At 65.5% G+C, this 12,627-nt stretch carries 10 protein-coding genes; 7 read left to right on the top strand and 3 right to left on the bottom strand.

Annotated elements, in window-relative coordinates; all coding sequences use genetic code 11:
• Positions 1-210: 210 nt before the first annotated feature.
• Positions 211-2,712 (top strand): hypothetical protein, encoded by a 2,502-nt coding sequence (locus tag AB6806_RS06375; RefSeq protein WP_113252416.1) that lies wholly within the window; start codon positions 211-213, stop codon positions 2,710-2,712.
• 75 nt (positions 2,713-2,787) lie between these two features.
• Here AB6806_RS06375 and AB6806_RS06370 read toward each other — a convergent pair whose 3' ends face one another.
• Both AB6806_RS06370 and AB6806_RS06365 read right to left on the bottom strand, forming a co-directional pair.
• Positions 2,788-3,846 carry an NAD(P)/FAD-dependent oxidoreductase gene (locus AB6806_RS06370; protein ID WP_038358694.1) on the bottom strand — a complete coding sequence of 353 codons (1,059 nt, stop codon included), beginning with the start codon at positions 3,844-3,846 and terminating at the stop codon, positions 2,788-2,790.
• Positions 3,847-3,944: 98 nt separating this feature from the next.
• The gene (locus tag AB6806_RS06365; RefSeq protein ID WP_112764042.1) at positions 3,945-4,376 is read right to left on the bottom strand and encodes a GlcG/HbpS family heme-binding protein; all 432 of its coding nucleotides are present in this window, start codon (positions 4,374-4,376) and stop codon (positions 3,945-3,947) included.
• Between the two features lie 205 nt (positions 4,377-4,581).
• Here AB6806_RS06365 and lysM point away from each other — a divergent pair, with 205 nt between their 5' ends.
• The 6 genes from lysM (at position 4,582) to AB6806_RS06335 (ending at position 10,645) form a co-directional block, all read left to right on the top strand.
• Positions 4,582-5,025, top strand: a complete 444-nt coding sequence (gene lysM / locus AB6806_RS06360) for a peptidoglycan-binding protein LysM (protein ID WP_038358692.1) — start codon at positions 4,582-4,584, stop codon at positions 5,023-5,025.
• Positions 5,026-5,202: 177 nt separating this feature from the next.
• Positions 5,203-5,520 (top strand): rhodanese-like domain-containing protein, encoded by a 318-nt coding sequence (locus AB6806_RS06355; protein WP_038358691.1) that lies wholly within the window; start codon positions 5,203-5,205, stop codon positions 5,518-5,520.
• Positions 5,521-5,568: 48 nt separating this feature from the next.
• Positions 5,569-6,525, top strand: coding sequence for a YiiG family protein (locus tag AB6806_RS06350; RefSeq protein ID WP_370954319.1), 957 nt, complete (start codon positions 5,569-5,571; stop codon positions 6,523-6,525).
• A 100-nt stretch (positions 6,526-6,625) separates the two neighbouring features.
• Positions 6,626-8,935: a xanthine dehydrogenase family protein molybdopterin-binding subunit gene (locus AB6806_RS06345; RefSeq protein WP_142021858.1), complete on the top strand. Its 2,310-nt coding sequence runs from the start codon at positions 6,626-6,628 to the stop codon at positions 8,933-8,935.
• A 143-nt stretch (positions 8,936-9,078) separates the two neighbouring features.
• Positions 9,079-9,510 (top strand): c-type cytochrome, encoded by a 432-nt coding sequence (locus tag AB6806_RS06340; protein WP_370954318.1) that lies wholly within the window; start codon positions 9,079-9,081, stop codon positions 9,508-9,510.
• 157 nt (positions 9,511-9,667) lie between these two features.
• The gene (locus AB6806_RS06335; RefSeq protein WP_370954317.1) at positions 9,668-10,645 is read left to right on the top strand and encodes a c-type cytochrome; all 978 of its coding nucleotides are present in this window, start codon (positions 9,668-9,670) and stop codon (positions 10,643-10,645) included.
• Between the two features lie 100 nt (positions 10,646-10,745).
• On the opposite strand, the gene AB6806_RS06330 is transcribed toward AB6806_RS06335, so the two are convergent.
• A complete protein-coding gene (locus tag AB6806_RS06330; protein ID WP_112764046.1) occupies positions 10,746-11,384 on the bottom strand; it encodes a LysE family translocator in 639 nt (212 codons plus the stop codon).
• Positions 11,385-12,627 lie beyond the last annotated feature (1,243 nt).

Genomic DNA, 12,627 nt, shown 5'->3' with positions numbered 1-12,627 from the left:
CGTATCGCTGCCGGTTGAAAGCCGTCTGTTTCGGCGATCGGATTCGGCCTTCGTTCAGCTTTTACGCAATTCGCTCACGGGTCCGTGATTGCGTTCAGATTCAGTTCATCTGCACACCACCAATGTCCTGCTCCACTAAAAGGCCGAAGGGAGGTTCCATGAAGGAGCCGTTCGCGCCTTGGGACCGTGGGGGTCCGTTTGAGACGCTTGGTGAATGCAAGGGGCGCCGGCTACCTGCTGGCGGCCATCGCTTTCGTTGTGGCATGGGTCGTCCTGTGCTGGCCCTGGCTTTCGGGGTCGGTGACGATTCCGTTCGACGCCAAGGCGCATTTCCAGGCGCAGGTCGAGTTTCTGGCGCGGGCGCTGCACTCGGGGCAGTCGCCCTTCTGGAACCATAACGTCTTCGCCGGCTCGCCGCAGGTCGCCGATCCGCAATCGCTGATCTTCTCGCCCGCGATCATCCTGGCGCTGCTTTCGCCGGCGCCGGGCTTCCGCATGGTCGATGCCTTCGTGCTGCTGCATCTGCTGGTGGCCGGCTTTGCCGTGATCATGTTCTTTCGCGACCGCGGCTGGCATCCGGCGGGCGGGTTGATGGCGGCCCTCGTCTTCGCCTTCGGCGCCTCGGCGTCCTGGCGGATCCAGCATATCGGGCAGATCGAGAGCCTGGCCTTCTTCGCCATCGCCTTCTGGCTGACGGCGCGGATGCTGCAGCGCGGCTCGGCCTGGGCCGGCGTCTTCGCCGGGCTCGCAGCCGGGCTGATGGTGCTGAAGCCCGACCAGGTCGCGATGCTCGGCGGCTATGTGCTGATCGGCATGGTCCTGGCGCACTGGATTTCCGGCGGCTGGCCGTCCGTCCGGGCCTCGCTCGTCCCCGCCGCGCTGGCGAGCGCCGCGGGCCTCGCCGTGATCACGGTGCCGCTGCTCTGGACCTGGCTCTTCGCCGAGGCGACGACGCGGCCGGAGATCGGTCTGGGCGTGGCGACGACGGGGTCGCTGCATCCGGCGTCGCTGCTGACCGCCTTCGTCGGCGATCTCTTCGGCGCGAAGAACCCGAATGTCACGTTCTGGGGGCCTTATCTCAACCCGAACTGGGTGAAGGATCTGACGCTGTCGCAGAACATGGCGCAGATCTATATGGGCGCGCTGCCGATGCTGCTGCTGATCGCGCCGGGGCTGACGCGTGGCTGGCTTTGGGACAAGGCGGTCAGGCCGCTGACGCTGCTGCTGCTGTTCATGGTGCTGTATGCGCTCGGCCGCTACACGCCGGTCTTCCAGGTGCTCTACGATTATCTGCCGGGCGTGAAGATGTTCCGCCGTCCGGCCGATGCGACCTTCCTGATCGGCGCTCTCGGGGCGATTCTCTCCGGCTATGTGCTGCACCGGATGCTGACGGCCGAAGGCATCTCCTTCCGGCGCGATCTGCTGATCGGCGGCGCGATCGTGCTGGCCGTGGCGCTGGTCGCGATGCTGCTCTCGCGCAGCGAAGGGCATCTCGGCGATGCGTGGGCGCCCGTTCTGGCGGCCCTGGGCTGGTTCGGCGCGGCCGTGGCGCTGCTTGTCGTCCTGCAGCGCTGGCGCGGGGCGCTCGCGCCGGTCGCGGCGATGGTACTGGTGACGGGCGTCGTCGCCTCCGATCTCGGCGTCAATAACGGCCCGAACGAATCGACCGCGCTTCCGCCGCAGCTCTACGACGTGCTGCGGCCGACGACGCATAACCAGACCATCGCGCTGCTCAAGCAGTTGACGGCGCAGCCGGCGGGGTCGCCCCGTCGCGACCGGGTGGAGCTGCTCGGCATGGGATTCGAGTGGCCCAATGCCGGCATGGTGCACGGCTTCGACCATACGCTGGGCTACAACCCTCTGCGCCTCGAGGATTTCTCTGAGGCGGTCGGCACCGGGGACGGCATCGCCAATCCCGGCGACCGCAAGTTCACGCCGCTGTTCCCCTCCTACAACAGCCGGCTCGCGAACCTGCTCGGCCTGCGTTACATCGCCTCGCCCGTGCCGATCGAGCAGGTCGACCGCACCTTGAAGCCGGGTGATCTGACGCTGCTCGCCCGGACCAAGCAGGGCTATGTCTACGAGAATCCGAACGCCCTGCCGCGCGTGCAGTTCGTCGGCGGCTGGGCCTTCGCCGATTTCGAGAGCATGAAGCTCTCGGGCCGCTGGCCCGACATCGACCCGCAGCAGGCGGTGCTGCTCGATGCCGAGCCGCCGGTCGCCGCGCCCGAGGGACCGGCCGCGGTGCAGGCCGAGGTCAAGCTGACGAAATACCGCAACACCGAGGTCGAGGTCGAGGTCACCACGCCGGCCGCGGGCTTCGTCGTGCTCAACGATGTCTGGCACCCCTGGTGGCGCGCGCAGGTCGACGGCGTCGACACCGAGATTCTCAAGGCCAATGTGCTGTTCCGCGCCGTGCAGGTGCCGGCCGGCACGCATAAGGTCACCTTCAGCTTCCAGCCGCTTTCGGGCGCGATCGCGGAGCTCAGGGCCCGGATTTCGCCGCAGGAGCCGGAAGACACCTTGCCGCCGCCACCGCCCTATGACCCGGACGAGCCGCAGATCGTGGCGGCGCCGGGCGCGGACCGGATCCTGGCGGGGCCTTCGCCGGCCGTGCGCGATTCGCTCGGCCTCGGGGCCACCCAGCCGGGCGCCGCATCGCGCAATGGCACGGCCTCCGCCCGGATCTTCGGCGAGACCGAGGCGCACTGAGCGGGAAAGCGCCGAGTCCGGTCTCCGTCATTGCCTCGCTACGCTCGCAATGATGGAGCAGGTCGTCGCGCGATCTCAGGCGACGCCGAGCTTCTTCTGCAGGCTGGTCGAGGATGTCGTGTACTGGAAGGTCAGCCGCTTCTCCGGATAGACGTAGCGGTGGACCTTCTGGGCGCAGAGCGCGGCTTCGTGGAAGCCGGAGAGGATCAGCTTCAGCTTGCCCGGATAGGCATTGATGTCGCCGATGGCGAAGATGCCGGGCACGCTCGTCTCGAACTTCTCGGTGTCGACCGGGATCAGGTTCTCGTGAAGGTTCAGGCCCCAATCGGCGATGGGGCCGAGCTTCATGGTCAGCCCGAAGAAGGGCAGCATCGTATCGCAGGCGATCTCGAAGGTTTCGCCGGCATTGTCCCGGCAGATCGCGGCTTCGAGCTTGCCGTTCTCGCCCTTGAGCCCGGTGACCTGGCCGAGCTTCATGTCCATCCTGCCCTCGGCGACGAGGGAGCGCATCTGCTCGACCGAATGCGGCGCGGCGCGGAAATCGTCGCGGCGGTGCATCAGCGTGACGCGGGCTGCGACGGGCTGGAGGCTGAGCGTCCAGTCCAGCGCCGAGTCGCCGCCGCCGACGATCAGGATGTTGCGGCCGCGGAAGGCCTCCATCCTGCGCACGGCATAAAAGATGGAGCCGTTCTCGTAGTTCTCGATACCGGGGATCGGCGGCTTCTTGGGCTGGAAGGAGCCGCCGCCGGCGGCGATGACGACGGTCTTGGTGTCGAAGACCGTGCCGGCGTCGGTGGTGACGCGGAAGCGCGGTGCCTCGGGGCTGCCCGTCGGCTCGACCGACTCGATCATCTGGTTGAGATGGAAGGTCGGGCCGAAGGGCTTGATCTGGGCGATCAGGTTGTCGACCAGCGCCTGGCCGGTGACCATTGGGAAGCCGGGGATGTCGTAGATCGGCTTCTCCGGGTAAAGCTCGGCGCATTGCCCGCCGACCTTCGGCAGGATGTCGACGAGATGGGCCCGGATGTCGAGCAGGCCCAGCTCGAAGACGGCGAACAGGCCGCAGGGGCCGGCGCCGACGATGACGACGTCCGTCGTGATGACTTCGTTTTCGTTGGCTGCCGCGTCGCTCATGGTCCTGCCTTCGATCCGGTCCAAACCGTGCGTTTTAACGAACTTTGCCGGAGGTGGAGATGAGCCTTCGCCTGCCGCTTGGCAAGTCCGGATCGGGCTCAGGCGCCAGTCTCGGCACGCAGACCGGCCGCCGCGATGCCCGCCAGCGCTGCGGCCTCGTCATTGTCGGAGGTATCGCCGGAGATGCCGACCGCGCCGAGCAGCTCGCCCTCGGACGAGCGGATCAGCACGCCGCCGGGCACGGGCATGAGCAGGCCGCCGACCGCATGGGTGGCCGCCTCGATGAAATAGGGCCTGTCCTGCGCCATCTTGTGGAGCGCGCGCGAGCCGAGCCCGAGCGCGACCGCGCCATGGGCCTTGCCGAACGCGATCTCGCCGCGCTTGAGGCTCGTGCCGTCCTGGGCGGCGAAGCTCTTCTGCGCGCCGCGCGCGTCGATGACCGCGATGGCGAGCGGCTTGAACGCGTTTTCGGTGGCGTGGGCGAGTGCGGCGGAGAGAACCGCCTGGGCCTGGGCGAGCGTCAGCATCATGGGAACTCCGATTCTGTAAGGATGCGTGTTTTGCCAGCCGCGCGGCGTGCGGTGAAGCGCGGCTGTCGGCAAACTGTCGTGCGCCCACGGAGAAAATGACCGCAAACCGGGTTAGACTGCTTGAACTTCGGACGGAATCGGCAAGCAAGCCTTGCGCAGGACGTTCAGACCGGGCTTGATGGCTTGCCAAACCAAGGAGGTATCCATGGGTCTGTTCAGTTTCATCAAAGAAGCCGGTGCCAAGATCTTCGGATCGACCCCGGCCAATGCCGCGACGGCCGATAACCTACAGAAGGAACTGGCTGGCCATGGCCTGCCGTCCGACGTCAACATCCAGATCGACGGCGACAAGGTGAAGGTCTCCGGCAAGGCCGTCTCGACGGAAGAGGCGGAGAAGATCATCCTCGCGCTCGGCAACACCACCGGCGTCGCCCAGGTCGAGTCCGACCTGGTCGTCAACAAGGAGGCGCCTGCCGCGGTGTTCTACACGGTGAAGAAGGGCGACACGCTCTGGAAGATCGCCGAAGAGCATTACGGCAAGGGGCAGGGCGCGAAATACAACGAGATCGTCAAGGCCAATACGCCTCCGGTCAAGAATCCCGACCTGATCCAGCCGGGCTGGGTGCTGCGCATCCCGCCGCTGGGCTGATCCAAGCTTCCATCGCCGGCTCCGCGCCTCGGCGCGGAGCCGGCCCATCATGCGCGACGCCGCGACAAGGAAACCGCGTGTCATGCCGCACCGCCGTTTCGGGGTGTTTGAGGCATTGGCGTTCGGGCGCGGCCGCCTTATCTCCGCTTCCGGATGCAGCGAAGGAAGCGACCCGCCATGACCGTGAACGACCTCGACATCGACGATATCAAGGCGGGCCTCGCCGAGGGCTCGATCCTGCTCGTCGATGTCCGCGAGCCGCATGAGTTCGCAGCCGGGCATATTCCCGGAGCCGTCTCGCGGCCGCTCTCCCAGTTCGACCCGGCCGACCTGCCGGACGAGCCGGGCAAGCGCATCGTCTTTTCCTGCGCGGCGGGTGTCCGCTCGCGGCATGCGCTGGCCTTCGCGCAATCGGCCGGGCTCGACATCGACAGCCATTATGTCGGCGGGTTCAAGGATTGGGCGATGCGAGGGGAGGCGATCTCCTTCGACTGACCGGATGGGTCGCGTTCCGCCGGCCCGTTCAAGACCAGGATTACTGCCATGCCTATCCGTATTCTGCTTCGCAGCGCGGTTTGTGCCGCCGCCATCGTCGCCGCCTCGCCAGCGATGGTGTCGGCGCAGAGCGTTCCGGCCCAGAGCGCAGCCTCGGCCCCGGCGGGCGAGGCCGAGCTGCAGGCCGCCATCTCCAAGTCGAACGCCTATACGGCGCTGATGAACCGCACGCTGCGCGCGATCCAATCCTGGGAGCGCTATGCGAGCTGGGTCGACATGAAGAAGGGGCCGACCGGCAAGGAGCGCTACATCGACTACGGGCTCTACAGCCTCTACGACGTCACCGGGGAGATCCAAAAGGCGGAAGAGGCGGCGGCGCGCGCGCCGAAACTGCCGGAGATCGACGCGACGGTGCTCAGCTACATCAAGGCCTATCAGGAGCTGGCGCCGCTGATCACCCGGGCCGAGCGCTACTACGACCGCAAGGACTATCGCGACGACAACCTTGCCGAAGGGCAGAAGCTGCATGCGCAGATGGTGCCGGCGGCGAAGACGTTCCTCGACCTGCGCGCCAGGCTCGACGCCGGCATGCGCGTCTACAAGACGGCGCTCGACGCGCAGGAGCTGGCCGCGCTCGAGAGCCGCGAGGGCAAGTCCGCGCGCTGGCAGGTCCGCAACGTGATGGTCAACGCCCGGGCGGTCATCGACCTGATGCCGTCGAACGAGAAGCCGATCGTCGATCTCAAGGCGTTCGATGCTGCGGTCGCCGGCTATGCCAAGGCGGTCCGCGAGATGGACGATTTCAAGGACAAGAACCCGGGCAAGTCGCTCTTCGTGGACAGCCAGGCGAGCTCCTGGCTCGGCAGGCTGCGCGATTTCAGCAGCAAGCTCGCCAAGAGCAAGGGCGATGTCCGGCGCGGCGCGGCGAACGACGCCAACTGGATCGTGAGCAGCTACAACACGATGATCACGCTTTCGGAATCGGCGGTGCGTTTCTCTCGCTGACGCAATGCGTTGAACGCAGCCCCGACGCACAGGGCGCCGGGGCTGACGACATGCGGTTTCTGTTCCACTCTTTCATTAGAGCCAACTGAGGATATGCCTCATGCGTCCCATGAAATTCGGTTTCGGCCAGCCCGTGCGGCGGGTCGAGGATCAGCGCCTGACCACCGGCACCGGCCGCTATACCGACGACATCGCGGTTGAAGGCGCGCTGCATGCCTATGTGCTGCGCTCGCAATATGCCCATGCGCGCTTCACCATCCGCGACAAGGAGACAGCCCGCAGGATGAAGGGCGTGAAGCTCGTCCTGACCGGCGAGGATGTCGCTGAATACGGCGACCTGCCGTGCAAGGGCCATATCAAGACCGTCTCGGGCGAGATGTCGCAATCGCTGCCGGTGCCTGTGCTGCCGCGCGATACCGTGCGCCATGTCGGCGAGGCCGTCGCCTTCATCGTGGCCGAGACGCTGGCGCAGGCGCGTGACGCCGCCGAGGCGATCGAGATCGACTGGCAGCCGCTGCCGGCCGTGACCGGCATCGAAGAAGCGCTGGCGAAGGGCGCGCCGCAGGTCTGGGCGGACAGGCCGGGCAATGTCGCCTTCGAGGCCGAGCAGGGCGACCGCGAGAAGACCGAGAAAGCCTTCGCCAAGGCGGCGCGCACGGTCTCCCTGACCATCGTCAACAACCGGCTGGCCTCCAACTACATGGAGACGCGCGCCTGCGTTGCCGAATACGACAAGGCCGAGAAGCGCTGGACGCTGACGCTGGGCAGCCAGGGCAGCCATGGCATGCGCGACCTCATCGCGACCTATGTGCTCAAGGTCGATCCCAAGCGCATCCGCGTGGTGACGCCGGATGTCGGCGGCGGCTTCGGCACCAAGATCTTCCTCTACCGGGAATATCCGCTGGCGATGATCGCGGCGGAAAAGCTGAAGCGCCCGGTGCGCTGGGTCGCCGACCGCACCGAGCATTTCCTCGCCGACACCCATGGCCGCGCCAATCTCGCCACCGCGACCATGGCGCTCGACGCAAAGGGCAAGTTCATCGGCCTCAAGGTCGATCTTTCGGCTGAGATGGGGGCGTGGCTCTCGCAATACGGGCCGTTCATCCCCTGGGTCGGCACGACGATGACGCCGGGCTGCTACAACATCCCGGCCGTGCATGTGCTGTTCCGCGGCGTCTTGACCCACACCACGCCGATCGACGCCTATCGTGGCGCTGGGCGCCCCGAGGCCGCCTATCTGATCGAGCGGCTGGTCGATGCCATCGCGAGCGAAACCGGCAAGACGCCGGACGCGGTGAGGGCGCAGAACTTCGTCAAGCCGTCCGAGATGCCGCACAAGACCCAGACCGGTCCGGTCTACGATTCCGGCGAGTTCGAGGGCCATATGCGCCATGCCATGCAGGTGGCTGACTGGAAGGGCTTCAAGGCCCGCCACAAGGCTGCGGCCAAGGCCGGCAAGATCCGCGGCATCGGCATGGCCAGCTATATCGAGGCCTGCGGCGGCGGCGGCCCGGAAAGCTCGACCGTGATCCTGGAAAAGGACGGCATGGTGACCGTGCTGATCGGCACGCAGTCGAACGGGCAGGGGCATGAGACGGCCTATTCGCAGCTCGTCTCGCAGCATCTCGACATCCCGATGGACCGCATCCGCGTGGTGCAGGGCGATACCGACCGGGTCGAGACCGGCTCCGGCACCGGCGGCTCGCGCTCGATCCCCGTGGGCGGGGCGGCGCTCAACAAGGCGACGGAGATCCTGACCGACAACCTCAAGCAGCTCGCTTCGGAGACGCTCGAGGCGGCCGTGGGCGACCTCGAGATCGCCAATGGCGCGGTTCGGATCGTCGGCACGGACAAGCAGCTCGACCTCGCCGCCATCGCGGCGCTGCCGGGGGCGACGCCAACGATGCTCAAGGTCCATCAGAGCTGGACGCCGCCGGAGGCGACCTATCCGAACGGCACCCATGTCTGCGAGCTCGAGATCGACCCCGGCACCGGCCAGACCGAGATCCTCAACTATGTGGTGGTCGACGATTTCGGCGTGACGCTGAACCCGTTGATGCTGCAGGGCCAGGTCCATGGCGGCGCCGTGCAGGGCATCGGCCAGGCGCTGATGGAGGAGATCCGCTTCGATCCCGACGGCCAGATGCTGACCGCGACCTTCATGGACTATGCGCTGCCGCGCGCCATCGACGTGCCGAACTTCCATTTCGAGACGCGCAATGTCCGCTGCCTCACCAACGCCATCGGCGTGAAGGGGGCGGGGGAGGCCGGCGCCATCGGGGCTTGCCCGGCGGTGATGAACGCGATGGTCGATGCGCTCGACCGCGCCGCCGGGATCAAGGCGATCGACATGCCGGCGACGCCGGTGAAGGTGTTCAACGCGCTGAAGGAGGCCGGCTACCGGCTTTGATGCAAGGGCGGATTTGCAGCTTTGCAAGTCCGCTCACGCAAAAGCGACTTGGCGGCGTCGCGATCATCGTTTGATCTGGACGAATTCAAAACGGCGCCGTCCGGCGCCCAGACGATTGCGACCTTGCCTCGAAGGGGACCTGAATGATCCGCACCGCTTTCGTGCTCCTGAGCCTCGCGCTCGGCGCCACCGCCGCGATGGCGGAGACGAACCCGATCGCCGAACGTCAGCAGACGATGAAGGCGGTCAGCGCTGCGACGCGCGAAGGCGCGGCCATGGCCAAGGGCGACACGCCCTTCGATGCAGGCAAGGCGCAGTCGGTCTTCAAGACCTATGCCGATGCCGCCAAGAAGATGCCGGCGCTGTTCCCCGACAGCTCTAGGAGCGGGGGCGAGACCACGGCCTCGCCGAAGGTCTGGGAGGATCAGGCCGGGTTCAAGGCAGCCTTTGCCAAGTTCGAGGCGGATGCGGAGGCGGGCGCCAAGGCCGGCGATCTCGCCGACTTCCGGACCGCTTTCGGCGCGGCGACGAAGAATTGCGGCGCCTGCCACGAGGCCTACCGCATCAAGAAGTGAGCTGCGGCCCGGCCGTCCAAAGCTGCGCGGTGAAGCGGGCGCCATGGCTGGCCGCCCGCTTTTTCGTCTCGGATGGGAGCTTTCGCGCGGCCGCCACGTTAGAGTTAGGTTGATGTGAGATAGCCTGTTCACGGCGCCGTCCTGAGGCGGCACGGTCATGGACCGGTCTGCCGAAGCGATTGGGGAGTTCGCGATGCTGCTGCTGCGCCGCCTTCTGGTCACGCTCGTCCTGCTGGCGGCCGTAGCGCTGGGCGGCTTCTACCTGCTGACCGACCCGCGCATCGTCTCGCCCGCGCCGGAGATCGGTGCCTTGCCGGCGCCCGACCTCGAGAACGGCAAGCTGCTCTTTGCGGCCGGCGGCTGCGCCTCCTGCCATGCCACGCCGGGACAGGATGATCGCACGCGGCTCGGCGGCGGGCTGGCGCTGGCCTCGCCCTTCGGCACCTTCCACGCGCCCAACATCTCGCCGCATACGCGCGACGGCATCGGCAACTGGGGCGTCCAGGATTTCGTCGATGCGATGGCGGCCGGCATCGGGCGGCAGGGCGAGCATCTCTACCCGGCCTTTCCCTACACCTCCTATCGGCTGATCCCGCCCAAGGCACTCGCCGATCTCTTCGCCTATATCCGCACCTTGCCGCCGGTCGAGGGCCGGGCGCCGGCGCATGAACTGCGCTTCCCCTTCAACATCCGGCGCCTGGTCGGCGGCTGGAAGCTGCTGTTCTTCCAGGGCGGCTCCTTCAAGCCCGATCCGACCAAGAGCGAGGCCTGGAATCGCGGCGCCTATCTGGTGAACGGTCCCGGCCATTGCGCCGAGTGCCATTCCAGCCGCAACGCGTTCGGCGCCGTCATCCCGGCGACGCGCTTCGCCGGCGGACCGGATCCCGAGGGCAAGGGCACCGTGCCGAACATCACCCAGGACGAGGCCGACGGGCTCGGCAAATGGTCCAAGGAGGAGATCGCGGAGCTGTTGAAGACCGGCTTCACCCCGAGCTTCGACAGCGTCGGCGGCCCGATGGCGGATGTGGTGCGCAATATGGCGCAACTCTCCGACGCCGACCGGGCGGCGATGGCGGAATATCTCAAATCGCTGCCGGCGGTGGCGACCCCGCCGCGGCCGCAAGGGAAGAAGTAGGCCGGAGGTTATCGGGGCAGCCACGGGCAAACGTTGCCTTCGTCCCGTGAGCGCGGAATCGTCTGCTTTTGTTAGTGGCTCTCAGTATCGGCAAATGAGCTCAGGCAGACGAGCGCAGGCTGTCCACCATCAGCTTGGTGCCCAGGGCTCCGACCACAGCTCCGGCGGTTCGGTCGATCCAGACCTTGGAGCGGAGATAGGCCGCCTGCGGCGTGCGGGACGAGAAGCCGACGGCCACGACCGTGTACCAGCCGAACTCGATCAGGAAGAGCATCGGCGGCAGAACAAAAAACATCCAGGACGGTGTCGGGGACGGCAGCAGCGCGGCGAACATGGACGCATAGAAGATCGCCGTCTTGGGGTTGGAGAGCTGGACGAAGAGCGCTCGCAGCAACGAGGTCCATAGCGTGCTCTGCCGCTCGCTGGCCGTGTCGGCGACCTCCAGCGGTTCGGGAGCGGCGCGCCAGATGTTGATGCCGAGCCACAGAAGATAGGCGCCGCCGGCCAGCCTGAGCGCGATGTTGAGCCATTCGACCTGCAGCAGGATCGCCGTCAGGCCCGCGACCGCGATGATCGCGAAGACGAAGCCGCCGATGCCCATGCCGATGGCGGCCATCACGCCATCGGTGCGCGAGCGTGAGATGGCGATGCGCGAGACCACGACGAAGCTGGGGCCGGGGCTGATCGCGCCGAGCAGGAACACGCCGAGGATCGAAATCAGGACCGCAAGCTCATGCATGGCTGCCTCTCGTCACTTCCGTTCGACGGCCCTGCGCTGGGGAGGCCGATCTGGGGGGCACTGTCGATGCAATCGCCGTGGGCTGCAAGGGGTCGTTTGCGGACAGAACCAATGCGGTGCAGCTACTCCGTCCGACCTCAACTTGCTAGTTCGGAACTATGCTTCACAAGCGCAATCTGTCGGGCATCGTGGAAGTGGGTGGGCTTCACTATTCGTGGAACGTTCAACGCGAGCCACAGTGGTGTGATGCCGATAGCTGGCGCGGAATGTCCATCTTGCTACAATCGGAGGTGGAAGGGCGCGAGGCCGTTCTCGAATTTCCTATGCCGTGGTCATCTGGCCGTTCCGGGCGGCAGCCACAGCGCAAGCGACCTCAGATAAACGACTGCATTATTGCGAACGGTATACGGTCAGCCATAGCAGGCGGTTGGGAGTCGGCGTCCAAAGGGAAACCTTTCATGGTCAACGTTGATGCCAACGGCTGCTAAGGGTCGGGAGCGGACATTTGCTGCCGCCGCTCGGGCGGCTAATGTGGGCTCCCTGACAGGGCAAGCCGGATGCTCCTATGAATAGCAGGTCAGCAACAATTTATGCTATACTTCTAACTTCCGTGATTCAATTTGCGATTATATTCTTTATTTTGGCTAGATTTGAGTTTGGTCTCCGCGATGTTATGATATCCGCCTTACACGCGGCTGCGTATAGCTTTATTATTTCTTTTGCTTTTTGCCTCCCAATTCAATTATTACTCTTAAGCGGAAATAGAAGAAAGTTGTTTTACGTTTTTAGTTATATGTTTGGATTTTTTTTCTTAACAGTAATTATGGAAATTTATACAAAAATTGTTTTGGGTTGGCCCTTGGACAAGAATAATTCATTGACTTGGGACGAGACGGCAATTGGGATTGCGTTCCTATCTATATTGGTGTTTCCGCTAAGTTTAATAAGCGCGTATATTTTCAATATTTTACTCCGGCTTTTTCTTAGTTCAGCTCGGCCAACTATTTGAACTCAGCGAGAGCAGAGTGTGCCCGCGCGCCGTCAGCAATGGGTCGAAAGCGGACAAGGCCTGAGAAGTTATCCCCGCCCTCCCACACCGCGCCTATCCTCGGCCCACCTCATCCCCGAGGGGCAGCCATCCGGAGGTGTGCCGTTGGTGGGGATGGGGTCGGCGCCTGCGGGTGGAGTCACGATCCACTCCCGGGAGGCTTCGGGGCACCGCCCTGGGGACACTACGATCCCT

Source organism: Allobosea sp. RCC_152_1 (assembly GCF_041360765.1).
Classification (GTDB): domain Bacteria; phylum Pseudomonadota; class Alphaproteobacteria; order Rhizobiales; family Beijerinckiaceae; genus Allobosea; species Allobosea spartocytisi.
Note: the sequence above shows the minus strand (reverse complement) of the source record. Positions and strands in the feature narration are given on the sequence as shown.